Annotated in this window: 25 protein-coding genes; 8 read left to right on the top strand and 17 right to left on the bottom strand. The window is 53.6% G+C overall.

Annotated features, from left to right (window positions below; translation table 11 throughout):
• Positions 1–165 precede the first annotated feature (165 nt).
• Positions 166–2,154 (bottom strand): acetoacetate--CoA ligase, encoded by a 1,989-nt coding sequence (locus GHH_RS07235; protein ID WP_041470692.1) that lies wholly within the window; start codon positions 2,152–2,154, stop codon positions 166–168.
• Positions 2,155–2,391: 237 nt separating this feature from the next.
• Here GHH_RS07235 and GHH_RS07230 point away from each other — a divergent pair, with 237 nt between their 5' ends.
• From GHH_RS07230 to GHH_RS07220, 3 genes are read left to right on the top strand one after another with little or no spacing between them, the layout of a single operon-like run.
• A complete protein-coding gene (locus GHH_RS07230) occupies positions 2,392–2,646 on the top strand; it encodes a FeoA family protein (RefSeq protein WP_013145563.1) in 255 nt (84 codons plus the stop codon).
• Positions 2,639–3,373: a FeoB small GTPase domain-containing protein gene (locus GHH_RS07225; protein ID WP_015374649.1), complete on the top strand. Its 735-nt coding sequence runs from the start codon at positions 2,639–2,641 to the stop codon at positions 3,371–3,373. Before GHH_RS07230 ends, GHH_RS07225 begins: the two co-directional genes overlap by 8 nt.
• Complete coding sequence (locus GHH_RS07220) at positions 3,342–4,736, top strand: nucleoside recognition domain-containing protein (RefSeq protein WP_015374648.1); 1,395 nt, start codon at positions 3,342–3,344, stop codon at positions 4,734–4,736. The genes GHH_RS07225 and GHH_RS07220 overlap by 32 nt, the downstream gene beginning before the upstream one ends.
• Positions 4,737–4,985: 249 nt before the next feature.
• On the opposite strand, the gene GHH_RS07215 is transcribed toward GHH_RS07220, so the two are convergent.
• From GHH_RS07215 to GHH_RS07180, 8 genes are all read right to left on the bottom strand, one after another.
• Positions 4,986–5,612 carry a histidine phosphatase family protein gene (locus tag GHH_RS07215; RefSeq protein ID WP_015374647.1) on the bottom strand — a complete coding sequence of 209 codons (627 nt, stop codon included), beginning with the start codon at positions 5,610–5,612 and terminating at the stop codon, positions 4,986–4,988.
• 61 nt (positions 5,613–5,673) lie between these two features.
• Complete coding sequence (locus GHH_RS07210) at positions 5,674–5,841, bottom strand: hypothetical protein (RefSeq protein WP_015374646.1); 168 nt, start codon at positions 5,839–5,841, stop codon at positions 5,674–5,676.
• Positions 5,842–5,889: 48 nt separating this feature from the next.
• Complete coding sequence (locus GHH_RS07205; protein ID WP_015374645.1) at positions 5,890–6,192, bottom strand: DUF5634 family protein; 303 nt, start codon at positions 6,190–6,192, stop codon at positions 5,890–5,892.
• Between the two features lie 77 nt (positions 6,193–6,269).
• Complete coding sequence (locus tag GHH_RS07200) at positions 6,270–8,249, bottom strand: bifunctional diguanylate cyclase/phosphodiesterase (RefSeq protein WP_015374644.1); 1,980 nt, start codon at positions 8,247–8,249, stop codon at positions 6,270–6,272.
• Positions 8,250–8,381: 132 nt separating this feature from the next.
• The gene (locus tag GHH_RS07195; RefSeq protein WP_015374643.1) at positions 8,382–9,119 is read right to left on the bottom strand and encodes an IucA/IucC family C-terminal-domain containing protein; all 738 of its coding nucleotides are present in this window, start codon (positions 9,117–9,119) and stop codon (positions 8,382–8,384) included.
• On the bottom strand, positions 9,119–9,931 hold the full coding sequence (locus GHH_RS07190) for an ABC transporter ATP-binding protein (RefSeq protein WP_015374642.1): 813 nt from the start codon (positions 9,929–9,931) through the stop codon (positions 9,119–9,121). The genes GHH_RS07195 and GHH_RS07190 overlap by 1 nt, the downstream gene beginning before the upstream one ends.
• A gap of 18 nt (positions 9,932–9,949) precedes the next feature.
• Positions 9,950–11,002: an iron ABC transporter permease gene (locus GHH_RS07185; RefSeq protein WP_015374641.1), complete on the bottom strand. Its 1,053-nt coding sequence runs from the start codon at positions 11,000–11,002 to the stop codon at positions 9,950–9,952.
• On the bottom strand, positions 10,999–12,000 hold the full coding sequence (locus GHH_RS07180; protein WP_013523561.1) for an iron ABC transporter permease: 1,002 nt from the start codon (positions 11,998–12,000) through the stop codon (positions 10,999–11,001). The genes GHH_RS07185 and GHH_RS07180 overlap by 4 nt, the downstream gene beginning before the upstream one ends.
• A 199-nt stretch (positions 12,001–12,199) precedes the next feature.
• On the opposite strand from GHH_RS07180, the gene GHH_RS07175 reads away from it, so the two are divergent.
• Together GHH_RS07175 and GHH_RS07170 are read left to right on the top strand one after the other, a co-directional pair.
• Entirely contained in the window at positions 12,200–13,174 is a 975-nt protein-coding gene (locus GHH_RS07175) for an ABC transporter substrate-binding protein (RefSeq protein WP_013145575.1), read from the top strand.
• A 229-nt stretch (positions 13,175–13,403) separates the two neighbouring features.
• Positions 13,404–13,874, top strand: coding sequence for a PCYCGC motif-containing (lipo)protein (locus GHH_RS07170; RefSeq protein WP_371198500.1), 471 nt, complete (start codon positions 13,404–13,406; stop codon positions 13,872–13,874).
• Positions 13,875–13,953: 79 nt separating this feature from the next.
• On the opposite strand, the gene ltrA is transcribed toward GHH_RS07170, so the two are convergent.
• The 6 genes from ltrA to GHH_RS07140 form a co-directional block, all read right to left on the bottom strand.
• The gene (gene ltrA, locus GHH_RS07165) at positions 13,954–15,213 is read right to left on the bottom strand and encodes a group II intron reverse transcriptase/maturase (RefSeq protein ID WP_015374639.1); all 1,260 of its coding nucleotides are present in this window, start codon (positions 15,211–15,213) and stop codon (positions 13,954–13,956) included.
• 727 nt (positions 15,214–15,940) lie between these two features.
• Complete coding sequence (locus GHH_RS07160; protein WP_013523550.1) at positions 15,941–16,669, bottom strand: 3'-5' exonuclease; 729 nt, start codon at positions 16,667–16,669, stop codon at positions 15,941–15,943.
• Positions 16,662–17,714 carry a DUF294 nucleotidyltransferase-like domain-containing protein gene (locus GHH_RS07155; RefSeq protein WP_015374638.1) on the bottom strand — a complete coding sequence of 351 codons (1,053 nt, stop codon included), beginning with the start codon at positions 17,712–17,714 and terminating at the stop codon, positions 16,662–16,664. Before GHH_RS07155 ends, GHH_RS07160 begins: the two co-directional genes overlap by 8 nt.
• Before the next feature lie 17 nt (positions 17,715–17,731).
• On the bottom strand, positions 17,732–19,033 hold the full coding sequence (locus tag GHH_RS07150) for an ammonium transporter (protein WP_015374637.1): 1,302 nt from the start codon (positions 19,031–19,033) through the stop codon (positions 17,732–17,734).
• Positions 19,034–19,208: 175 nt separating this feature from the next.
• Entirely contained in the window at positions 19,209–19,616 is a 408-nt protein-coding gene (locus GHH_RS07145; RefSeq protein ID WP_015374636.1) for a VWA-like domain-containing protein, read from the bottom strand.
• A gap of 153 nt (positions 19,617–19,769) precedes the next feature.
• Complete coding sequence (locus GHH_RS07140; protein WP_014195626.1) at positions 19,770–19,958, bottom strand: YozQ family protein; 189 nt, start codon at positions 19,956–19,958, stop codon at positions 19,770–19,772.
• A 154-nt stretch (positions 19,959–20,112) separates the two neighbouring features.
• Here GHH_RS07140 and GHH_RS19635 point away from each other — a divergent pair, with 154 nt between their 5' ends.
• Positions 20,113–20,241, top strand: a complete 129-nt coding sequence (locus GHH_RS19635) for a hypothetical protein (RefSeq protein ID WP_015374635.1) — start codon at positions 20,113–20,115, stop codon at positions 20,239–20,241.
• 15 nt (positions 20,242–20,256) lie between these two features.
• A complete protein-coding gene (locus GHH_RS07135) occupies positions 20,257–20,769 on the top strand; it encodes a YndM family protein (protein ID WP_015374634.1) in 513 nt (170 codons plus the stop codon).
• Positions 20,770–21,107: 338 nt separating this feature from the next.
• Here GHH_RS07135 and GHH_RS07130 read toward each other — a convergent pair whose 3' ends face one another.
• On the bottom strand, positions 21,108–22,298 hold the full coding sequence (locus tag GHH_RS07130; RefSeq protein ID WP_015374633.1) for a toxic anion resistance protein: 1,191 nt from the start codon (positions 22,296–22,298) through the stop codon (positions 21,108–21,110).
• 2 nt (positions 22,299–22,300) lie between these two features.
• A complete protein-coding gene (locus GHH_RS07125; protein ID WP_014195622.1) occupies positions 22,301–22,945 on the bottom strand; it encodes a 5-bromo-4-chloroindolyl phosphate hydrolysis family protein in 645 nt (214 codons plus the stop codon).
• Positions 22,946–23,104: 159 nt separating this feature from the next.
• Between GHH_RS07125 and GHH_RS19630 the strand changes: the two genes are divergently transcribed.
• Positions 23,105–23,233, top strand: coding sequence for a hypothetical protein (locus GHH_RS19630; RefSeq protein ID WP_013145587.1), 129 nt, complete (start codon positions 23,105–23,107; stop codon positions 23,231–23,233).
• Positions 23,234–23,252 lie beyond the last annotated feature (19 nt).

Genomic DNA, 23,252 nt, shown 5'->3' with positions numbered 1-23,252 from the left:
CCTCCTAGAAATATTGATGCATTACATTTTTGCGTCCTCTCAAGAAAGTCTTCCGGCAACATCAATGGCTTATCTTATGAGCCAAGGAGTGTCTTAGACATAGAAAGGTTGTTATTAAGCGTCACCACTTAATAACAACCTTTCGCACGCTTCCAAAAAGGGACTTCAGCTTATCTGTGTCTTTGCCGCCAGTGTCTTCGCCAGCTCGAGGAAAAAGTCGAGCGCCTCTGGATTGGCCATTGAGCCCGGGTTGACTGCCTTTTCGAGCGGGAAGCCTAAGAGCAGCTTGCGGATCGGAATCTCCATTTTCTTTCCGTTTAGCGTTTTCGGAATTTGCTTCACCTCGTAAATTTCATCTGGAACAAAGCGCGGCGAGACGTGTTGCCGAATCGATTGGCGGATGCGTTCTTTCAGCTCGTCATCGAGCGCCACGCCCGGCTTGAGGACGACAAACAGCGGCATGAACGATTGCTTGCCCATCATTTCCAAGTCAACCACAAGACTCTCGAGCACCCCGTCGACCGCTTCGACCGCACGGTAAATTTCGCTCGTGCCCATGCGGACGCCGGCTCGGTTGATCGTCGAGTCGGAGCGTCCGTAAATGACGCATCCCCCTTGTTCGTCAATTTTAATCCAGTCGCCGTGCTTCCAGACGCCCGGGTACGTGTCAAAATAGCTGTTCCGATACCGTTCGCCGTCCGGGTCGTTCCAGAAAAAGAGCGGCATCGATGGCATTGGTTTTGTGATGACAAGTTCGCCGACTTCATTGACAAGCGGCCGACCGTTTTCGTCAAATGCCTGCACATCGGCGCCCAACGCGCGGCACGAGAGGACGCCGGCGCGCACCGGCAAAATGGGGGAGCCGACGACAAACGCGGTGCACACATCCGTTCCCCCGCTGCATGATGCAAGGCAAATATCCTCTTTCACGTTTTCATACACCCATGCGAACCCTTCGACCGTCAGCGGCGAACCGGTCGAGAGCACGGCCTCGAGCTTTGACAAGTCATATTGCTCTTTTGGCTTCAGGCCGAGCTTCATGCAGATGTTGATAAACGCCGCGCTTGTGCCAAAATGGGTGATGCCTGCTTTCTCCGCAAGATCCCATAAGACATTGCCATCCGGGTACGTCGGGCTGCCGTCATAGAGCACGATGGTCGAGCCGGCAAGCAACCCGCCGATCAAAAAGTTCCACATCATCCACCCGGTCGTTGTAAACCAGAAAAACGTGCTGTCTTTCGTCAAGTTTTCGGAAATCGTCAATGCTTTCAAATGTTCAAGCAAAATGCCGCCATGCCCCTGGACGATCGGCTTCGGCAAACCGGTCGTTCCCGAAGAATACAAAATCCAAAGCGGATGGTCAAACGGAACGTCTTCATAGACGAGTTCCGCCTTGTCCGCCACGACATCATCCCACAGCACGACGCCCTCATCCGGTGCTTCCATCTGCCCGCGCCAATACGGAAGCAGCACCGTCTTTTTCAATGACGGCAATTTGGCGCGCAATTCGGATACGACCGGCATTTTGTCAAATTCTTTGCCGTTGTATTGGCAGCCGTCGACGGCAAACAAGACAGTCGGCTCGATTTGCGCGAACCGGTCAATGACGCTGCCAGCGCCAAAATCCGGCGAGCAGCTTGACCAAATGGCGCCGATCGAGGCGCACGCCAAAAACGCCATCACCGTCTCGGGGATATTCGGCATATAAGCGACGACGCGGTCGCCGCGCTTCACTCCCATCGCTCGCAATGCTTTGGCGATCGCCGCCGTTTTTTCGCCGAGCTCCTGCCATGACACTTCCCGGTACGGCACGCGTTCCGAGCTGAAAATGATGGCCGGGCGGTCGGCGCGCGCATGCCGGAAAATATGTTTCGCATAGCTGAGCCTAGCGCCTGGAAACCACTCCGCCCCTGGCATCTTCCGCTCCCGCAGCACACACTCATACGGCGTTGCCGCCTGAACACCACAATATTCCCAAACCGTTTCCCAAAATGACTCAAGCTCGTCGACCGACCATGTCCACAGCTCGCGGTATGAAGAGAAGGAGAGCCCTTTATGTTCTCTCAACCAATCCATATATCGATGAAGGTTGGAGCTCTTGATTTGTTCCTCCGTCGGCTGCCAAAGAATCGTCCCTTCCGTAATCGCTTTCATTTCATCGTGCGTCAATGGACGCCGTCACCGCCTTTCTGCCGATAATTTGTTCAGACTATTCATATGATAACATGATTTCCTACTGTTTTGAATAGTTGTTGGTTCGACAACTCTGTCAGAAAAAGATGAAACAAATTTGTTGACAACAGCGAGGCAACTGGAATATGATAAATTCAAAAGTTGGTCTAAGCAAAAAAAATGTCTTTAGTAAAAAATATTAACCGGAGGGAAACTTTTATGGCACAAGGAAAACGTTGCCGCCTCTCCGATATGAAACCGGGCGATCGATTTCGCATCGAAAAGGTTGATGTTCCTGATCCTATGTTAAAAAGGCGGTTGCTTGATTTGGGATTTGTACCAGGCGGGGAAGTGAAGGTTGGACAAAGAAGCCCGCTTGGCGACCCGACCGCCTATCGCGTTTGTGGAACGACGATCGCATTAAGGAAAGAAGAAAGCGACTATATTTACGGGGAGAAGATCCACCATGACTGATATGACGTATACGATTGCCTTAATGGGAAATCCGAACACCGGCAAAAGCACGTTGTTCAACGTCTTAACGGGCCTGCGCCAACATACCGGCAACTGGCCCGGGAAAACGGTCACTCATGCCGAAGGAGAATGCCGCCACCGCGGCACATTGTACCGGATCGTCGACTTGCCGGGAACGTATTCGCTCTATTCCAATTCAGCCGATGAAGAGGTGGCGCGGGATTTTCTCCTGTTTCAACGTCCTGACGTTACGATCGTTGTGGTCGACGCTACGGCATTAGAACGCAACTTGAATCTAGCGCTTCAAGTATTGGAAATGACCGACCGCGTCATTATCGCTATCAATTTGATGGATGAAGCGAAAAAGAAAGGCATTCATATCCATACAAAAAAATTAGCCGCCAAACTCGGCGTGCCGGTCGTGCCGATCTCGGCCCGCAACCGGGAAGGAATCGATGCACTGCTTGATACAGTGGATGCCATGGCGCATGGCCGCATCAACACCAACCCGCTTTCCATCCGGTACAGCCCGGAAATCGAACGAGGCATTGCCAAACTTCTTCCACTCGTGAAAGACGTGATGGGAGACACGTATCCTGCTCGCTGGATCGCTCTTCGTCTCCTTGACGGCGATACATCGCTGCTTCAAGCGCTGAAACAACCGCCGCAACCATTGATCAAGGAGGGGAACGCGTATGCCTGCTGCGGATCTGTCAAATCAGTTTGACCAGCTAATGAAAGAAGCCAAGTCATTAGCACCGGCTGACACGCGTGAACAGATCGTTTCTGCCATTTTCCAAACGTCAGCTGCGCTTTCTCAAGAATGTGTCACGCATACAGCGGTCGCAAAATGCGATCGAACGGAACAAATTGACCGGATCGTCACGTCGAAGCGATGGGGATTTCCAATTATGCTGGCGCTTCTCGCCGCTGTCCTTTACATGACGATCGCCGGCGCCAACGTATTTTCCGATTCGCTCGCCCGCTTGTTCGGAACGATCGAAACGTATCTCACCATGGCCTTTCAAGCGATTCACGCCCCCGACTGGTTGCACGGCCTTCTCATACTTGGCCTGTATCGCGGCACCGCCTGGGTCGTCAGCGTGATGTTGCCGCCGATGGCGATTTTCTTTCCGGTGTTTGCGCTTCTTGAGAATTACGGCTACTTGCCGCGCGTCGCCTTTAATATGGATCGGCTGTTTAAAAAGGCGGGCGCACACGGCAAACAGTCGTTGACGATGGCGATGGGCTTCGGCTGCAACGCGGCGGCCATCATGTCGACGCGCATTATCGAATCACCGCGCGAACGAATGCTGGCCATTTTGACCAACAACTTCGTCCCCTGCAATGGACGTTGGCCAACGCTGATCCTGCTTTCCTCCTTATTTATGGCAGCCGGCTATACAGGCGGATGGAAAACGTTCGTTACGGCGGGTGTGGTCGTCGCCATGGTGTTGTTTGGCATCGTCGTCACGTTGACCGTTTCATGGGTCTTATCCAAGACGGCCTTGCGCGGCATTCCGACCCATTACACGTTGGAGCTGCCGCCGTACCGACGCCCGAAAATCATGGAGACGATCATCCGGGCCACCCTCGACAAATCACTCTATGTGCTGAAACGGGCGGTAACGGTTGCGGCGCCGGCCGGCGTAATCACATGGATTCTCGCCAATCTTCATATCGGCGACGCAACCGCGCTGGCCGCTTTCGCCCACTGGCTTGACCCATTTGCCAAAGCATTGGGATTGGATGGCTACATTTTGATGGCGTTCATTTTAGGCTTGCCAGCCAATGAAATTGTCGTGCCGATTTTGCTGATGGGCTATTTATCCGCGGGGGCGCTCACGGAAGTCGATGGCCTGCATTCTCTAAAACAAATTTTGCTCGACCACGGCTGGACGTGGCTCACCGCCCTCAATATGATGCTGTTTTCCCTGCTTCACTACCCATGCGGCACGACGCTCGTCAACATTTACAAAGAAACGAAAAGCGCGAAATGGACGTTCGTCGCCTTTGCCTTGCCGACAGCGATTGCCATTGCGGTCACCTTTACGACCGCACAGCTGGCGAGATGGCTCGGGCTCGTATAAACGGCGCAGCCCCGCTTCCCGATCGAGGGAAACGGGGCTGTTTTTTTGGACAACTAGACTTGATAAGAAAAAGCAGTTCTTCACCAAACGTTGTACTGGAAGGCGCCCACTCATGTCTTTCATCCATTTCTTGAATCATGAATGAGGTTGCATGATGGCGCAAGAAACCGATCCGATTGGCCAAGCGCATATTATGGCGATGAACCGAAGAAACAGCGCCGCCTCCAATTCTCCATCCTTCTTCCCTATCTATACTTCCTTGACTTCTTCTAGATGGGAAACATCGCCTTCCACAACCAGGTGAAACACGTCCGCATTCACCTCCACAATCGTCACGCTCGTGCCGTACATATACGGCGGCGCCCACAGCTGGTCAAGCGGCGCGCCCTTGAACGCCGCCATAAGCGTTTTCAGCACGACGCCGTGGGTGACGATTAACACCGTTTCTCCCTCGTGCCGCTCGATGATGCGCCGCACCGCTTCAAGCGCCCGCTGCTGCACGTCGCAAAACCGCTCGCCTCGCCTTGGAGCGTACAGATGGGGGGCGTTCCAAAAATGGTCGAACGCGATCGGATCCATTTCCCGAATCTCGTCATGCGTCTTGCCTTCCCAATCGCCAAGACGAATCTCGCGCAGCCGCTCGTCTTGATAGATCGGAATGAGCCGCCCGCCGCGGACGAGCTCGGCCGTTTCCAGCGCCCGGCCGCTTGTGCTTGTGTAAATCGCGGCCAATTCCACCGCTTCAAGCCGCTTTCCAAGCCGCATGGCGTCTTGCCGCCCTTTTTCCGTGAGCGGCGAGTCTTGCCAGCCTTGCATCCGCTTTTCGACGTTCCACTTCGTTTCCCCATGTCTGGTCAAATACAAGGTTGTCCCCATGTGTTCCTTTGCTTCTCCTCTCTATTCATCTATCGATCATTCAACCGCCCGCTCAGGCAAGCTAGCCAAAAAAGCGCTCGCTGCATCGTTGCAGAGAAGCGATCGCATCGTGAAGCGGCGGAAGCGCTGTGCTGCCGATGAGCTGCGCCTCGATCGCATACGCGCGCCGCTGCAGGCGCAGCACCATAGCGGCCATTTTTTCATCTGCTATGCGGAGTTCCGCAATCATGCTCCTCTCCCTTTCGATGGCGAAAAAGCGGCCGAGCCCGGCCGCTTATCATGAATGAATCACTTCCTCCATCGCCTCTTGCAACGAATGAAAGCCTTTTTTCTCCCGACCGTCTTTTCGAACGGTCCATTCCTGCTTCTCAAGCGCCAGTTCACCGCGTTCGTTTTTGACAAACGGCATGTGAATGGTGATCATCTCGTCGTCTTTGTTGATCGTATAACCGATATAATAGCGATTGCCTTCACCATGCTCTTCAAAAATGCCGACTTGGTCGAGGCCATACGCTTCCATCATCGGCTCAAGCGTGTCGATAAACTCGTCGATCACGACGCTTCTTGGCACAAATTCCATCTTCTTTTCCTCCTCTTTGCCCATGCTCAATGTTAGTGTGCGGCAAAACGAGGAAAAGAATGAACGGAAATGATCGGCTACGCCGGCGGTTCGCCGCAAGCGTTGCGGTTGTGTTCTTCTAGCCATTGTTGCAGCTTTTCCGCTTCAAGCGAACGGCTGAAATAAAATCCTTGCGCGTAGTCGCAATCCATTTGCGACAGAAGCGCCACTTGCGACTCCGTCTCGACTCCCTCCGCCAACACTTCAATATCCAAACTTTTGGCTAAATGAATGATCGTATCGACAATCGTCGCATCTTTCGAATTTTCCGCAATGCCTTGAATAAAACGGCGATCAATTTTCAACAGCGACACCGGCAAATTGCGGATATACGCGAGCGAAGAGAAACCGGTGCCAAAGTCATCGATCGCCGCCTGTACGCCAAGTCGCTGCAGTTCGGTTAAAATGTGCCTGCCGGTCTCAATGTTTTCCATCAATCCACTCTCCGTCACTTCCAAAATGAGCCGGTTAGGCGCAAGCCCCGTCTCGCGCAAAATGCGCTTCACATGCTCGATGAGCTCCGGACGATTGAGCAAAAACGGCGACAAATTGACGGCAAGCTTGAGGCCCGGAAATTTTTTTTCCCACTCTTTCACTTGGCGGCACGCCTGTTCCAACACCCATAATGTAATTTCAAAAATAAACCCGCTTTCCTCCGTCAACGGAATGAAATCGAGCGGTGGAATGTCGCCAAGCGTCGGGTGGCGCCAGCGCAACAGAGCCTCAACCCCCATCGCCTTTCCTTTCGCGAGCTGCACTTTCGGCTGATAGCATAAATACAACTGCCCGCGCATAATAGCAAACGGCAAATCTTGCTCGATCACCGCCTGCCGATGCTCGGTCGGGCGATAAAAGGCATAGCCGTTCCGCCCCCGCTCTTTCACTTCGTACAGCGCTTGATCAGCGTATTTCATCACTTGCTCGATCCGATCGCTGTCTTTCGGGAAAAAAGCGATGCCGATCGATAAGGTCGATTGGATGAGCTGTTTGTCGTAATAAAACGGCTCGTGAAACGAACTGACAAGCCGCTCGGCCAAGGCGGTCATCTCCGTTTTCGTGATGTTTGGCAGCAAGAGAACAAACTCATCACCGCCGATGCGGGCAAAAAAGTCGCCGGGACGCAACGCCCGCTCGACGCGCTTGACCGCCTCGCGCAAAAAATAATCGCCGGCTTGATGGGAAAAATGATCGTTGATCCATTTGAATTTGTCAAAATCCAAATAACAAAGAGCAAACGGCGTCTGACTCGCGATCAGCTCATGAATATGCCGCTCGAAATAGCTGCGGTTGGCGATGCCCGTGAGCGAATCGAAATAGGCAAGCTGACGGAGCTTTTCTTCGTACCGCTTCCGCTCGCTGATGTTTTTCACGGTCACAATGACGCAATCGAGCGTCCCCGCTTCATCGATGATCGCCTTCCCTTGCGCCTCCATCCAAACCCATTCGCCTTTCTCGCCTTGCTTGCGAAATTCGGCGGATTGCGTTTCGTATGTATCGTACAGCTCAGCCAATTTTTGTGCCACGACCGGGGCGTCATCAGGGTGGACAAACGTCAGCACCTCTTCGTATGACACTGGAAGACGCTTGTTTGTTTTTCGCTTCCATGACGGCGGAATGTATGACAATTCACGATTAGGAGAAAAAATCAACACGTAATCGTTCGAATGCTCAACAATCAGCTGCAGGCGCCGTTCCGCTTCGGCAAGCCGCGCTTGCAGGCCGCGCTCCTCCGCTTGGCGGCGAAGAACGCATAGGACAGCGGCCGTCTGTCCGTTTTCACCGATGATCGGCGACACGCCCGCAACCAATAAGCCGTCAAGCAACTCCCAGCGAAAGGCAGCCGGGCGCTGTTTCACCCGTTCAACCAACGCCCGTCCTTCGACGGACAGCGTCCTCTGTTCTTCTTCACTCAGCGCCAAGCCGGCAAAAGCCGGATTGTTGTAAATGATCACGCCTTGCAAATTCAAGATGACCACTGCTTCTGTGAAGTGATGGAAAAAGGCCGTATATTTGTCCATGCAAGCTACCTCGCCGTTTCACCAAAATAAGCGATGTCCACACTTCCATTTTCACGAAAATCACGGCAAAAATCAACAAATTTCGCAAACATTTTGTCAAAAATATGGAACTGCCCGCCGGCGGCCTTCCGGTCACCCGGTTTGCCGTTGGCGGGCGCGAATGGGACACGTTTGACAGCACGTTCCCCCATTTGTTTTCACGTACAGGCAGCACGTCGTCCGCTGCATGCCGCTCGCGCCTTTCCAAAAGCGGCGGAGCGGATTGTCCTTTTGGCCAAACAGGCGGCCGTCGGCTTCATGAACGAGAAAGCGGAAATCGTCCCGCAGCCGGTCGGCGACCGGGGCAAGCGACTCATCCTCAAGCCAACGTTCATATACCCAGTACACATAAATCGCGACATTTTCCCATAAGACGAGCGGCGATACACGCGTCAGGCGCCGCAACCGGACGATGAGCGGAGCGAACAAGCCGGCGAACACGTCGCGAACGGCCTGCTCGCGCCAACCGCTGCGCTCAATGCCGCACATCTCCGCTTCCGGCGGCGCAAGGCGAAAGCGCGGCATCCACATTTCCCCTTCGCCGTCCGTATCAAGCCAAATTCGCTCAGGATCGAGCACAAGCCGCTTGTTCCACACCGACACGGCGTATAAGGCCATCGGCGCCAAAAAGCTTAAGCGCTTGACAAGCATCGACGCCGCAACGGCGTCGTTTGCCGCCCCCATCTCGGCGCGGACGTGCGCCACATACTTCGCGAGCTGCCCGTCATCATTCAGCAGCCGGGCCAACAACATCGATGACGAGACATCAGCAGCTTCGCTCGAAAAACGGTACGTTTCCAACGCTTTCACTTCTTCTTCACTTAACCTCATCACGATACGCCTTCTTTCTGTAGGATGCGCCGCCCTTTGCCGTACGGAATGCAAAGCGGAGTGCCAAAGAGCGGATCGTACGTAATTTGACAGTCCATTTGGAACACATCTTTCACGAGCTGGCGGGAAATGACATCCTCCGGCTTCCCTTCGGCGTACACCGTTTTGTTGCGAATGGCGACGAGATGATGCGCATAGCGGCACGCCAAATTTAAATCGTGAAGCACCATGACGATCGTCCGCTGTTCTGTTGCATTGAGTTCGAACAATAAATCCAAAATATCAATTTGATGCGCCAAATCTAAGTAAGTGGTCGGCTCGTCAAGCAAGATGATGTCCGTTTCTTGCGCCAGCGTCATGGCAATCCATGCGCGCTGGCGCTGGCCGCCGGACAGCGAATCAACCGGCCGCTCGGCAAGCTCTGTCAGTCCTGTTGCTGACAAAGCGCGCGCAACGGCGCGCTCATCTTCGTCGCTCCATTGCTTGAACCACGTTTGATACGGGTAGCGCCCTTGCTTCACAAGTTGCAAAACGGTCAGTCCTTCCGGAGCCGTAGGCGACTGCGGCAAAATGGCCAAACGGCGGGCGATTTCCTTGGTCGGCTGCTTGGCAATCTCTTTTCCATCAAGCAAGACAGCGCCGCCTGCCGGCTTCAACAGACGAGCCAAGGCGCGCAGCAACGTCGACTTGCCGCAGCCGTTCGCGCCGATGAACACCGTGATTTTCCCTTTTGGAATCGTCAAGTTCAACCGATCGATAATGAGCGCATCCCCGTACGACAATGTCAATTCTTTCGCCTGCAGCGCGTGCATGTTTGCCCCCTCCTTCATTTATGGTTTCCGGGTTCGGTACAACAAATAAATAAAATATGGCGCACCAAGTGCGGCCGTAAATACGCCGGCCGGAATTTCCGTCGGCGCCAAAAGCAGCCGCCCGGCGAGATCCGCCCCCATGACGAACACGCCGCCTAACAGCGCAGCGGTCGGAAGAAGAGCGCCAAACGCCGAACCGACAAGGCGGCGCGCCATATGCGGCGCCATCAGCCCGACAAAGCCGATGCCGCCGGCGAAAGCGACCGCGCCTCCGGTGAGCGCGGTGCTCAGCAGCACAAGCCCGAGCCGCTGCCGTTCGACTGCACTGCCAAGCCCAACCGCCAGCTCGCCTCCTAACTCCTGCACATTGACGTGTCGGGCTGCGAGCATGGCCATAAGGAGCAGCCCAATGACCAATGGCGCCATGAGCGAAACGTGCTGCCAAGATGCGCCATATACGCTGCCGGTGATCCAAACGTTCGCCTGGCTCGCCCGGTAAATCGGCCCGACGATCATGAGCAGCGTCGTCACTGCCTGCATGAGCGCGGAAATGCCAATGCCGATCAGCACAAGCCGAAGCGGGGCGAGACCGTTTTTCCACGCGAGCATATACACGAACCAAGCAGCGGCCGCAGCGCCGAGAAAGGCGGCAAGCGGCAGCCAGTGGATGCTGACGGTCAAAGAGTTGTTTTCATCGCTAAACAGCGCCAAAAAGCCAACGACCGCGGCCGCCGCTCCGCCGGTGATGCCGAGCACATCCGGCGAAGCGAGCGGATTGCGCACCATTCCTTGCAAAACCGCGCCGGCGACAGCCAGCGCCATTCCGGCCAGCCAGGCAACCAATACGCGCGGCAGGCGGAACGTCACAATCACCGTCTGATGAATTTCCTCTCCGTATCCGAACAGCGCGGCAGCGGCCTCAAGCGGGGACATGCGCATTTCGCCGCTGCCAATGCTGATAACGAAAAGGAAAACGGCCGCTGCTATGAGCGCGGCGAGCACCGCAACAGCTTTTTTGTCATAGAAAAACGAGATGTGTTTTCCCATTCGGACCGTGATGTATTTTTTCATTTTGCGGCGATCCCCCTGCGGGCAATGTAGATGAAAAATGGAACACCGAGCAAGGCGGTGACGATGCCGACCGGCACTTCGCGCGGCATCAGAACGTAGCGCGCCCCAATATCGGCCATAAGAAGCAAAATCCCGCCGAGCAAGGCGCAATACGGGAGCAGCCAGCGGTGGTCGACGCCGGCAAGCGCCCGCGCCATATGCGGCACCATCATGCCGATAAAGCCGATCGGACCGGCGACGGCGACCGATCCGCCAGCCAGCAGCACGACTAACAGAGCGGCGGCAGCCTTGATCAAATTCGTTCGCTGTCCGAGTCCTTTCGCTACATCGTCTCCCATCATTAAGATGTTGACATGGCGCGCCAGCAGCATGGCCCCAGCCCAGGCGGCCGCCAAATACGGAAAAACGGCCGTCAACAACTCGAGCTTCCGGCCAGCGACCGACCCGGCCAGCCAAAAGAGCACTTCTTCAAGCGCTTTTTCATTCATCGCCAGCATTCCTTGCGTCAGCGAGGCAAATAAAGCCGCGACCGCCGTGCCGGCAAGCGTCATTTTGAGCGGCGTCAGCCCGTCTTTCCCCGCGGCGCTGATCACAAACACGATCGCCGCCGCGGCAGCCGCCCCCATAAATGCGACCCAAGACAACATTTGCAATGAAGAAATGGAAAAAAAGGTGACCATCACAACAATCAAAAAACCGGCCCCGGCGTTAATGCCGAAAATGCCTGGCGAAGCGAGCGGGTTTCGCGTCAGCGCTTGCATGAGCGCCCCAGCCATCGCTAGGCTTGCGCCAACGGCAGCCGCAATCAACGCTCGCGGCAGCCGAACCGTCGCCACGACTAAATGGGTGTTCGATCCATTATTGTCGATAAGAGCCGCCACCGCCTGCCGCCAACTCGTGTCGGTATATCCACAAACGATGCTCATCCACATGGCGGCAAGCAGCACAATCAGCAAACCGATAAGGCCAATCATTTTTTGACGGTTTGTCGCCAGCATCTCTGAGATCTCCCTTGCTTCATTCTCTATATCTCTATCGTCAAGTCTATTTGATAATGACTCTCATCGTCAATGTTTTTTCGCATTTTCTTATGATTTTTTTATCATTTTTTCATTTATAGTTGACAATGATTCTCAATCTTATTTATTATATCAACGTAAATGAAATTCATTATCAAATTCAAAGGGGGATTAGCTAATGAAATCAAGGCATCTCACCCTTCTTTCCGCCTTCATCCTTTCCCTCCTGCTTCTTGCCGGCTGCGGCGGAAAGCAGGAAGAAAAAACAGCCAAACCAGCGGAAAACAATGGGGCGAAAGCGGAAGTGAGCTACACGGTCGAACACGCCATGGGCACGGCCGAAATCAAAGGAACGCCAAAACGAGTCGTCATTTTGACGAACGAAGGAACCGAGGCGCTCCTCGCGTTAGGCGTGAAACCAGTCGGCGCCGTCAAATCGTGGACGGGCGATCCGTGGTACGACCATATTAAAGATAAAATGGAAGGCGTCAAAGAGCTCGGTTTGGAGTCAGAGCCGAACGTGGAAGCGATCGCCGCCTTGAAACCAGATTTGATTATCGGCAACAAACTGCGCCATGAAAAAATTTATGAACAGTTGAACCAAATCGCCCCGACCGTGTTCTCAGAAACGCTGCGCGGCAACTGGAAAGACAACTTTATGCTGTATGCGAAAGCTGTGAACCAAGAGGAAAAAGGGAAACAAATCATTGCTGAATATGACAAACGCATTGAAGACTTAAAAGCAAAACTCGGCGACAAGCTGAAGATGAAAGTATCGATCGTCCGCTTTATGGCCGGCGACGTGCGCATTTACCATAAAGACTCGTTCTCCGGCGTCATTTTGGATCAACTTGGCTTCGCCCGCCCGGAATCGCAAAACGTAAACGACTTTGCGGAAACCGGCGTGACGAAAGAACGCATTCCAGCAATGGATGGCGACATCCTGTTCTACTTTACATATGAGACGGGGGACGGCAAAGCGAGCGAACTTGAAAAAGAATGGATCAACGACCCGCTCTTTCAAAACTTAAACGTCGCGAAACAAGGCAAGGTGTACAAAGTGAGCGACACGATTTGGAACACGGCTGGCGGAGTACTTGCGGCCCACTTGATGTTGGATGATATTGAAAAATATTTTCTGCAAGGCCAGTAATGCAGTGAAAGGCGATGCAAAGCCTCTTCTTCCTTTGCATCGTCTTCTTTTTTCTTATGAAAACGCACTGCCTTGATCAGCCATTTTTATGCCGGAATGGTGAGCACAGCGCGCCTAGCTACAAGATGGTTGCCGCCCAAGACAAAGTATGATACATTCAAACTGTCAATAACCGAGCCAGGAAACGACCAAAAAGAAAGGAAGAAGAAATTTGAGACGTCCAGTATGGATGGCGGCATGTATGTTGTCGTTTAGCGTTCTTCTGTCAGGCTGCGCAGATGGCAACAGCCAAGAACAAAGCCATTCGCATATAACGAAAACCGCCACTGGCGATATTCGCGAAACAACAAAATCGATCGAGCATTTGCCAAGCTTTTTGAGCGCGTTTGAAGAAGAGATGGCGGTCTTGTACCAGCAGGCAGCCGAACACCGCGAGCTGCTTGAGAATATCCCTTGCTATTGCGGCTGCGGGCAATCGGCTGGCCATAAGAACAATTATGACTGCTTTGTCTATGAAACTAAAAAAGACGGCTCGGTCGTCTGGGATGATCATGCGACCAAATGCGGCGTCTGCCTCGACATCGCCGCTGAATCGATCGCCGCTTACGATCAAGGGAAATCGATCAAAGACATTCGGCATATGATCGATGAAAAATATAAAGAAGGCTACGCCGAACCGACGCCGACAAAGCCGCTCTAATACGAATCGAGTAGGAGAGGGTGACTAACCCTCGTCCTCTCACACCACCGTACGTACCGTTCGGTATACGGCGGTTCCATTAAGTCTGACGCAGAGATTCATATCGTTGATAAAGACTCTTCAGCCCTTGGCTCTCCCAATAGGAGTTGCCAAGGGCTTTATGCAGGATGGGACTGGCGGCCACTCTCCAATATTTCTTCCGAGTGTTTCCCCATTCATATGCTTTCTGCTTGGGCACTCCTAAACTTTGCAGTTTTCGGACTCTGGTTCTCGGAAGTTTCCACTCTTTCCATTGGCACGTGCGCAGCCTTCGTCGAATCCATCCATCTAGTTCTTTGAACACACTTGGGGTCTCTGCTAGCGAAAAGTATCCACACCATCCCAGAATGTATTGATTGAGCTGTTCGATTCGTTCGGGCATGGGAATCGGTTTCGATCGGCTCGTCATGGTGCGTATCCTTTGCTTCATGCGCCGAATGCTTTCCTTTGCAATTCGGATTTTTGGCTCCTTACTTGGGGTGAAGCTAAAACCGAGGAATTTTCTCCTCCACGGACGATCCACTGCCGATTTGGTTTCGTTGACTTTCAGCCGGAGTTTCTTTTCGATGAATGCCGTGATCGATTTCATCACCCGTTCCCCGGCCTTCTTCGTCCTTACGTAGATATTGCAGTCATCCGCATACCGTACAAACTTGTGCCCTCGTTTTTCCAATTCTTTGTCCAGCTCATCCAGGAGAATGTTGGACAGGAGTGGACTGAGCGGCCCTCCTTGTGGAGTCCCCTCTTGTGTTTCCATGACCACCCCGTTGATCATGACCCCTGCCTGTAGATACTTCCGTATCAACTTTAGGAGGATTTTGTCTGGAATTCGTTTCGCTAATATCCCCATCAGTTTGTCATGGTTGACTCGATCAAAGAACTTTTCCAAGTCGATATCTACCACCCATGTATATCCTTCCTGAATATACTGCTTCGCCTTTTTCACCGCGTCGTGTCCTCTTCGACCGGGACGAAACCCGTAGCTGTGTTCCGAAAAGGATGGGTCAAAGATCGGCGTGAGCACTTGGGCGATGGCCTGTTGGATGAACCGGTCTGTCACGGTCGGGATTCCTAGTAACCTGACTCCTCCGTTCGGTTTCGGGATTTCGACCCGTCGGACCGGGCAAGGTTCGTAGGTCCCTTCTTCTAAAGCGTGCCGTATCGCGTCCCAATGTTCCACGAGGTGTCTTCGCAGGTCTTTGACGGACATTCCATCGGTTCCATGGGACCCTTTATTCTTTTCCACTTGTTTGAGTGCTCGCAGGAGATTCTCCCGTGACATTACCTGTTTCATCCACATTCCGATTCTTCCTCTCTACGTGAACGGTCCGTTCTATTTGTGCCATCTTCTTCTCCACCCTCTTGAGGTTCCCCATGGACTTCACCATTTCCCCCCTCAAGCAGGCCCTTTCGGGTTATCTGCTTCATCAAAGAAGATGAACGCCTAGTGGCCGTTCTCCTTCATGGTTCGGTCCTTCCCCTTCTATCTTAAGCTAGACGGGTACTATGACCTCTGCTGACTTCTGTCCGTTCAGCGTTGGATCGCTCCAACGGTTGCCAAGCGCACTTGGCTTCCCGGACAGACCTCCCCGGGTAAGAGTGCAGTCTTTCCTTCCATCCATCTGCTTCATTTACTCGGTATCACCTTCGGCAGAAAGGGCTTCGTTTTGTCGTGCAAACTCACCCAATGATACCCAGCCTCCTATGAAGTTCGTGTTCCTCAGACCGGAAGTTTGCCGCCCGCTTCCTTCAGATTCTGCGTCGCCGCAGACACCCTTGCGTTAAGCTAACTGCTACTTCTGCCTTCGCAGTTCGGGACTTTCACCCTATAGACTGCACCCATGCCGGGCGCACACGAAAAAAAGCGCCAAATCCGGCGCTTTTTTCACTGCAACCAGCCCCCTTTGCCTGCAAACCCCTTTTTGCCCCGCCGAGCGCCCACTGCTTTTCGATCAACAGAAACAGGCTGCTTAAACTGGATTTCGCTCTTCTCAAGGAGAGTTCACAAAGGCTTCGCACAGGCAACATCAACACCGGCTGAGCGCGGCGTACAGATCATGCAGCGTGTCGATGCCGCGCTGGCGGAATTCATCGAGCAAGATCGCCCATAGCTTCGCCATCGCTTCGACGTCACCATCCGCCGTATGGCGGCGCGGGCAACGGATGCCATAACAAGCTAACGCATCGTCAAACGTCGGGCACGAATGGCCGATCAGCGTCATCATCGGCTGCAAGTCGACAAAACGTCCGCTCCATTTTTGCCGATAATGACGCCAAAGGGCATGGCGCAAAAACGCCAAATCATGACCGATATGATAGCCAATTAAGACGCCGGCGGCAATAAACGGCACAAACGTGCGCAGCGCCTCGGCAAGCGGCGGAGCGAACACCACATCCTTCGCCTCAATCCCGGTCAAGGCGGAAATATGTTCCGGAATCGGCTTTTCCGGCTTGACGAGCGTCATGTACGCATCGGTCACGACTCCTCCAACCGTTTTCGCCGCCGCCATGGCCAAAATTTCATCGCCTTGCTCCGGGGAAAAGCCGGTCGTTTCCATATCGATGATGACAAACGGGATGTCAGTCAAACGGTCATGCCAATCGATGATGTGCTGTTTTTCCTTTTGCAGCGAGCGAAGCCATGTTTCCTGTTGCAGCGAATGGTCATGCCCAAATAAGGCGGATGATGCCTCGCGCGGAACGCCGAGCGACAACAAGCGGAGCGCCCGCTGCCAAAAACGGTGCCGCTCATGCATGAATGTTAGCCACCCGCCGGGCGACAAAGCGCTGCAACCGTTTTGCGGTGCGCATCGCTTGCTTCAGCTGCTTTTGCTCTGTCCGCTCAAGCGTCCGCCATAACACATATTCACGCCCGTCCCCCGCCTCGGTGCTGTACTTAAGACGAATCGAATAGTAAACAGACAGCGCCTCGCAAACGGCGGCGGAAAGCGGCGCCGTCAATACGCCAGCCGCCTCAAGCGTCCGTCGCCGCTCAGCCGTGTCCGCCGCCGGGACGCGCGCAAAACAGGCCAACCATTTTAAGGCATTGGTGAGCTGCACGTAGCCGCTTTGTTTCATATGAACGGCCCCGCTGTGCGGCCCCCATCGCTCCGTTTGCACGTTGCCCAGCCAACCGAGCGGAACCGGAGGAAATTGAACGTGCTCCCCCATGCGCGCCAACAGCGGCGGCCGTTTGGCCACCGCCGAAAACAGCATCCTCCTGCCCTCCTCAGCCAATTCCGTCTCGCCATAAAGCGGACGCATATCCATCGCGATCAACAAAAAGCGAATGTCGTTCGGCCACCCGCTGTCTAAATAGGAAGAAAGTTGTTGCTCCCAACCGCGGACCGACTGCGCCCACCGCTTGTTCGTCGCCATCACGTAACCGGAGCAGTAGGGATACCCAGCCTCATGCAACATGTCCACCCCAACCGCCGCCATATGGCGGATGAATTCATAACAAGCCGCCTCCTCTTCCTCAGGACAGTCGAATAAAATGCCGTGGTCCTGGTCCGTCCAAATCGTCGGCTCACGTCGGCCGATGCTTCCCATCACATACCAGCACCACGCCGGGGGACGAATGCCGACCGACCGTTTCATCGTCTCCCGCTCCGCAAGGAAAAACGCGCGGCGAAGGATGGCTTCATGCACGCAAACGACGTCGCCTGCAAGCTGCTTCATTTGTTCAGATGCCAGACAGCGCCGCAGTTCGCGCGCCAGTTCATCATGACAAAAACGAAGTTCGGCGGCCGACTCGGCTTGGTTGAGCCGCTCGACCACCTTTGCCGCCAACGATTCCATCACCTTTCCCCTCCTGGCTACTGCTGGGCGAGGGTCTTGGGCTGATACGCCGGATCGAGCTGTTCCGGATAGCCATAAGAACCGTGCTCGCTAATATCAAGACCTGAAATTTCTTGTTCCGCCGTGACACGCAGCCCGATCGTTTTCTTCATGGCATATAAGATGACAAACGAAACAGCAGCGACATACACCGCAGCGCCGAGCACCCCGACCGTTTGCACAATCAGCTGATCAAATCCGCCGCCGTAAAACAGTCCAGCCTTCCCGATGCCCGTGATCTCGACTAAACGCGGCGAGGCGAAAAACCCGGTTGAAATCGTGCCAATAATGCCAGCGACACCGTGGACGGAAAAAGCATAAATCGGATCGTCAATCCCTTTGCGTTCAAAGTAGATGGATGTCCAGAACGTAAACGACCCCGCCACTGCGCCGATCACAACCGCCGCCCACGGTTCGACAAACGCGCACGCGGCGGTAATGGCAACCAAAGCCGCGAGCACGCCGTTGACCATCGCTGGAATGTCCGCTTTGCCGACCAAAATTTTCGCCGTCACAATCGCGGCGACCGCTCCCGCCGCGGCGGCCAAATTCGTCGTCAGCGCGACATAGCCGAAAAATCCGTCGCCAACCGCCATCGTGCTGCCAGCGTTAAAGCCGAACCAGCCGATCCATAAAATCAATCCGCCAATGACCGTATATACTTGGTTATGCCCAGGAATGACGTTCGGAGTCTTGTCTTTATTGAACTTGCCGATGCGCGGCCCAAGCAAAATGGTAGCCACGAGCGCCGCAATCGCTCCTTGCAAGTGGACAACGGTCGAACCAGCGAAATCTTGCATTCCCATTTTTCCAAGCCAGCCGCCGCCCCACACCCAATGGCCGATCACCGGGTAAATGGCGATCGTAAAAATCGTGCCGAAAAGAAAATAAACAGACAGTTTCGCCCGCTCAGCGAAGCCGCCCCAAGCGATGGCCAGCGACACGCCGGCAAAGCCGAGCTGGAATAAAAATTTGAGCTCGAGCGGCACATTCGCCCACGACAACGAGTCAAACGTTCCTTTTCCTTCTTTTAAAAACCATCCTTCCGTCCCGATGAAGCTATTCCCAGCCCCAAACGTAATAGCAAAGCCGAACGCCCAAAACGCCAATGAGGCGATGGCAAAGCTTAAAATTTGTTTGCCAGCCACATGCCCGGAGTTTTTCATGCGCGTTGATCCAGCCTCAAGCAAAGCAAACCCTGCCTGCATACCGATGACGAGCACCGCCGAAAGCATGACCCAGAGGGCATCCAGCCCAAGCGTCAACGTTTTTTCATCCATTTACGCATCCCCCTTTTTGTTATTTTTCATTCCTTTTATATGTCATAATATATAACAAAAATGCACCAAAAGCAATGTCTGTTTTTGGTTGTAATCGGTTTCATTCACAAAAAACTTGTTAAATTTCCTAACAAAAAGAGAATGCCCTTCATCACGAAGGGCATTCCTCACAGTGTTACGCCACGCGAATCGGCTTGCCAAACGGCACGCGCGGCATATAATCGTCCGGCACAAGCCAAAACACTTCATAGTCGACTTCGAGTTCTTCATAAAAATAGCCGGTTACATCGGTGATGTAAAACAACGTATCGATTTTTTGCGCAGCGGCCCATTCCAGCACTTCGGTGTACGACGATTTCCCGTGCTTGAAATATTGAATCGTCGCCACGCCAACCGGAGATACATCGCGAATTTTAAAATCCGCTTGGACGAGCAGCGTGTCCGGGCGCAGCTTTTCAAACAGCTTCACAATGTTTTGAATGAGCATTGGCCGCTCCGGACGGTTTGATGTGTCGATCGCCAACGCGATGGAATGGTCTTTCCGCTCTTTGAGCAACGCCAATAAAGCCCGCTGCCATCTCACGATGATCATCCCCCTTATATCGGTGAATCGCCGTGCGCACTACTAGTATAGACGACGATGGGGGAAAGTACGAACTGTTTTTCTTTCCTTTTTCCCCTCCCGTTTCACAAACATCAACCAAAACGCCAAGGAACAGCTCCTTGACGTTTCTTACTACTGCGAAAGGGGGATGTTCGAACCATTTTCTTGATTCACTGCCGCCTCAATCGTTCCTTCTGCATACACATCGCTTACCTGTTCGCGCGTCTCAGAGAGCGCCTCATACACAAACGACTCGTCCCCGCCATCTGCCGGATCGTATTGCTGCCCCGCAATCGCAACGGGCCGTTTCTTTTTCGTCATCCACCATTCCTCCTACATGAATGCTGTTTCGTGATTAGTGTGAAAACAAGAGCGAAAAATGAACAGAGGAAGTTTATGGATGATGAATGCATATAGAAAGGCAAACGTGGCAAACTAACGAATAAACAACGATCAAGAGAGGATGATAGCCCCGATGAGAAAGCCAACACGAAACGACAGCGTTGAACAGCAACAAAAAAAGCAGCAACCGGACAAAGAGAGGGAAAAACAGCCGGGGTACGGCGATAAAAAACTAGAAGGTCCAAACCATCCAGCAGAATAAAGGCGGCGAATCCCAATGAGACATTTGCTTGCGTTAGTGCTGAAATATTTGCTGACCGCCACGGTGATGTTTGCCATTTTACCGCTGTTTTTGCGCATTTCATCGGCAGAGATTTTATGGTTTAGCCTTTGGCTGACGCTTGTCGCCTATGCGCTCGGCGACTTGTACGTTCTGCGGCGCCTTGGCAACGTCTCAGCGACGATCGCCGATTTTGGTCTTGTGTTTGTAGCGGTATGGATCGGCATCGGCGCGTTTTATGACATCGCCGGCGCCGCCATATTAAGCGCGGCGTTTTTCTCTGCTCTGCTTACAGCGTTCGGAGAATTGCTGTTTCACGCCTATGTGCTGCGATTTGTCACTGTCGAGCACGGTGAAAAAGACGCCCCGCTCATCGGCCGCCAATGGCAAACGGAGGCGGCAGAAGAGTTTGATGTCCGCGCCGCCCGCCCGGACGGCAACGATCGTGAACGAGCGGAACAAGAGGATGAACAGCATCATCAAGAGCCTCCCCATCCCCCCATCCTATGAAGGAGGAACAAATGTTGGCGGCTGCAGTCCGAGACGCCAGCCTCTTCCCCTTCCTTCCAAACAGGGCTTCAACGTGAATGACTCCACCTTTGTTTGGAACATTCAATGGCCGCATCTCCACTTCGTTTTGGGTTGCGCCCTGTACAAAAGGGAAGTGGGGGAGCTTCAATTGGGAAATCATAAAACAGATGGCGAACGAAAAAACGGGTGTCTTCTCGTTCGCTAGACACCCGTTTCGCATGAGGATCTTTGGTTTTTCGGCGCTTTCTTCTACAGCCATGGTCGGATCCATCGGACGTTTGGCCGCAAGCCGAAACAGGACGATCTCCTATCCGCCCTTATTGCTCCGGTCGCTTCAGCGCAAGCAGCGTCTGTTTCAATTCCGCTTCCATCGCCGCCAGCTCGCGTTCGGCCTGCTGCCGTTTTAATCGGCCTTCCGCTTGGATTTTCAACGTTTCTTCGAGCGTAGCGATCAAATTTTCTTGTGTTCGCTTCAACGTTTCGATATCAACCAAGCCACGCTCGTTTTCCTTGGCGATTTCAATGCTGTTTGTTTTTAATATCTCCGAATTGCGCAATAACAGCTCATTCGTCGTTTCGGCGACCTGCTTTTGCGCCGCAGCCGCCCTTTGCTGCCGAAACAGCGTCAAGGCAATCACGACTTGATTTTTCCAAAGGGGGATGGCATGCAAAATCGACGATTGAATCCGCTCGACAAGCGTTTCGTTCATATGCTGAATCATGCGGATTTGCGGTGCCGTTTGAATCGTCACTTGCCGGCTGAGCTTTAGGTCATGCACCCGCTTCTCAAGCCGCTCGGCAAACTGCCGCAAATCCTGTACATCCTGCCATGCCATTTGGTCGCCGGAGCGCTCCGCTTCCGCTTGCTTTTCTGGAATCGTCTTCGTCCGCAGCTCTTCGAGTTTGTATTCCGCTGCCGCAATATAAATATTGAGCGCTTCAAAATAGTCTTTGTTTTTTTCATAGAGCGTCTCAAGCATCATGATGTCGCGAAGCAACAAATGCCGGTGCTTCTCAAGCCGATCAGCGATTTTGTCAATTTCAACGCCGATTTTTTGGTATTTCGCCACCATCTCTTGCAGCGGCTTGGCCACTGCGCCGAACAAGCGGGACAGCCACCCTTTTTTCGCCGGCATTAGGTCATCGGGGTTGACCTCCTTAATTTTGGCCATCAGTTCGCTGATCACTTCGCCGACCGGCCCAGCGTCTTTCGTTTGCACATGATGCAAAATCGCATGAGAAAACTTCGACAGCTCGGCTTGCGCCGCCACACCGTATTGCAAGACGGCCTGATGGTTGGCCGGGTCGATTTGTTTGGCGAGCGCAAGCGCTTTTTCCCGATGCTCAGGCTTCAACGCATCAAGCGCGCGCGCCGGCTTTTCTTCCTCCTTGAGCCGCGGTTCGGCCGGCGAAGAAAACGGCTTTGCAAGCAGCTCATCAAGGGAACTTGTCCGTTCCAGCCCTTGCAGCCAATCCGTCGATTCCATCCCGTGATTCCGTTCGTCCATCGTCATTCTCCTTTCTTTGACAGCGGCAGACGAAGCCCATCCGATTGTCGGAGTGATCGCTCGAGCCATTTCGCTTCCGTTTGCAGCGACCAGATGTCGTTCGATAACACCTCAAGCAACTGCCGTTCAGCCGCTGAAGTCAGCTCGTCAAGCACTCTTTCCGTCTCCTGCAACGCTTTTGCCATATCGGCGCTTTGCACCGGCTGCTGCGCCAAATAAACGTATTTCTCCACCATCTCCACCGCCGTCGGCCATTCGTTTAAGAAAAATGGCTGGGCGAGGCGCAGTTGATGTGGTTGTTGCTCGATGGCGCGAATGATTCGATCGACGATGGCACTCAACCGGGAAACCGTTTGCCACATCACCACAGAACGAAGCCGATAGCGAGCGCGACGCAGCCGCTTCCATAACGCGCGCGCTTCGCCAAGCTGGCTGCGAACGTAGACAAGCTCCTCAGCGGACACATCAGCCGGCAGGCGATGATGCCGCCTTTTCATGATGGCGGACACCCCCCACATCGCCCCCATTCCGGATAAAATCGAAGGCCAAAAGCGAAAATCAGCAGTGATGAATACGATCACCGCGACGATGACCCCTGCGTTCCATGAGACAAACCAACGCCATATCGTACGAAGCAGCTGCTTCATTGTCCCTCTCCTTCTTTATCTTTTCTTTCATTATAGCATGTCCATTCCATGATACGTACAAGCGCCCAAAGAAGTTTCATCGCCAACTGGACGGCGCGCATAGGACAATGGCCGTTTCGAATAGGCTATAGTAACAGGGCCATCGAAAGGGGAATCGGGATGAAAGCGATCAATTGGCAGCTTGTCTCCTTTGTCGCGATCTCGCTGTTGAAAGAATATTGGTGCTATGCCGGACTGCCGCGCGTCTACTATTGGCAGGCGGCGGATGATGACAAAAAAACTGCCTAACAGCAGAAGGAGGGAACAC

It is taken from the genome of Geobacillus sp. GHH01 (genome assembly GCF_000336445.1).
GTDB classification, from domain to species: domain Bacteria; phylum Bacillota; class Bacilli; order Bacillales; family Anoxybacillaceae; genus Geobacillus; species Geobacillus zalihae.
The sequence above is the reverse complement of the archived record's forward strand: the minus strand, read 5'-3'. Positions and strand labels throughout refer to the sequence as shown.

What these genes read in the sequence shown, in the direction of transcription:
- GHH_RS07235 (WP_041470692.1), bottom strand. Translation starts at nt 2,154, where the DNA reads ATGAAAGCGATTACGGAAGGGACGATTCTTTGGCAGCCGACGGAGGAA.
- GHH_RS07230 (WP_013145563.1), top strand. Translation starts at nt 2,392, where the DNA reads ATGGCACAAGGAAAACGTTGCCGCCTCTCCGATATGAAACCGGGCGAT.
- GHH_RS07225 (WP_015374649.1), top strand. Translation starts at nt 2,639, where the DNA reads ATGACTGATATGACGTATACGATTGCCTTAATGGGAAATCCGAACACC.
- GHH_RS07220 (WP_015374648.1), top strand. Translation starts at nt 3,342, where the DNA reads ATGCCTGCTGCGGATCTGTCAAATCAGTTTGACCAGCTAATGAAAGAA.
- GHH_RS07215 (WP_015374647.1), bottom strand. Translation starts at nt 5,612, where the DNA reads ATGGGGACAACCTTGTATTTGACCAGACATGGGGAAACGAAGTGGAAC.
- GHH_RS07210 (WP_015374646.1), bottom strand. Translation starts at nt 5,841, where the DNA reads ATGATTGCGGAACTCCGCATAGCAGATGAAAAAATGGCCGCTATGGTG.
- GHH_RS07205 (WP_015374645.1), bottom strand. Translation starts at nt 6,192, where the DNA reads ATGGAATTTGTGCCAAGAAGCGTCGTGATCGACGAGTTTATCGACACG.
- GHH_RS07200 (WP_015374644.1), bottom strand. Translation starts at nt 8,249, where the DNA reads ATGGACAAATATACGGCCTTTTTCCATCACTTCACAGAAGCAGTGGTC.
- GHH_RS07195 (WP_015374643.1), bottom strand. Translation starts at nt 9,119, where the DNA reads ATGAGGTTAAGTGAAGAAGAAGTGAAAGCGTTGGAAACGTACCGTTTT.
- GHH_RS07190 (WP_015374642.1), bottom strand. Translation starts at nt 9,931, where the DNA reads ATGCACGCGCTGCAGGCGAAAGAATTGACATTGTCGTACGGGGATGCG.
- GHH_RS07185 (WP_015374641.1), bottom strand. Translation starts at nt 11,002, where the DNA reads ATGAAAAAATACATCACGGTCCGAATGGGAAAACACATCTCGTTTTTC.
- GHH_RS07180 (WP_013523561.1), bottom strand. Translation starts at nt 12,000, where the DNA reads ATGCTGGCGACAAACCGTCAAAAAATGATTGGCCTTATCGGTTTGCTG.
- GHH_RS07175 (WP_013145575.1), top strand. Translation starts at nt 12,200, where the DNA reads ATGAAATCAAGGCATCTCACCCTTCTTTCCGCCTTCATCCTTTCCCTC.
- GHH_RS07170 (WP_371198500.1), top strand. Translation starts at nt 13,404, where the DNA reads ATGGCGGCATGTATGTTGTCGTTTAGCGTTCTTCTGTCAGGCTGCGCA.
- ltrA (WP_015374639.1), bottom strand. Translation starts at nt 15,213, where the DNA reads ATGTGGATGAAACAGGTAATGTCACGGGAGAATCTCCTGCGAGCACTC.
- GHH_RS07160 (WP_013523550.1), bottom strand. Translation starts at nt 16,669, where the DNA reads ATGCATGAGCGGCACCGTTTTTGGCAGCGGGCGCTCCGCTTGTTGTCG.
- GHH_RS07155 (WP_015374638.1), bottom strand. Translation starts at nt 17,714, where the DNA reads ATGGAATCGTTGGCGGCAAAGGTGGTCGAGCGGCTCAACCAAGCCGAG.
- GHH_RS07150 (WP_015374637.1), bottom strand. Translation starts at nt 19,033, where the DNA reads ATGGATGAAAAAACGTTGACGCTTGGGCTGGATGCCCTCTGGGTCATG.
- GHH_RS07140 (WP_014195626.1), bottom strand. Translation starts at nt 19,958, where the DNA reads ATGACGAAAAAGAAACGGCCCGTTGCGATTGCGGGGCAGCAATACGAT.
- GHH_RS19635 (WP_015374635.1), top strand. Translation starts at nt 20,113, where the DNA reads ATGAGAAAGCCAACACGAAACGACAGCGTTGAACAGCAACAAAAAAAG.
- GHH_RS07135 (WP_015374634.1), top strand. Translation starts at nt 20,257, where the DNA reads ATGAGACATTTGCTTGCGTTAGTGCTGAAATATTTGCTGACCGCCACG.
- GHH_RS07130 (WP_015374633.1), bottom strand. Translation starts at nt 22,298, where the DNA reads ATGGACGAACGGAATCACGGGATGGAATCGACGGATTGGCTGCAAGGG.
- GHH_RS07125 (WP_014195622.1), bottom strand. Translation starts at nt 22,945, where the DNA reads ATGAAGCAGCTGCTTCGTACGATATGGCGTTGGTTTGTCTCATGGAAC.
- GHH_RS19630 (WP_013145587.1), top strand. Translation starts at nt 23,105, where the DNA reads ATGAAAGCGATCAATTGGCAGCTTGTCTCCTTTGTCGCGATCTCGCTG.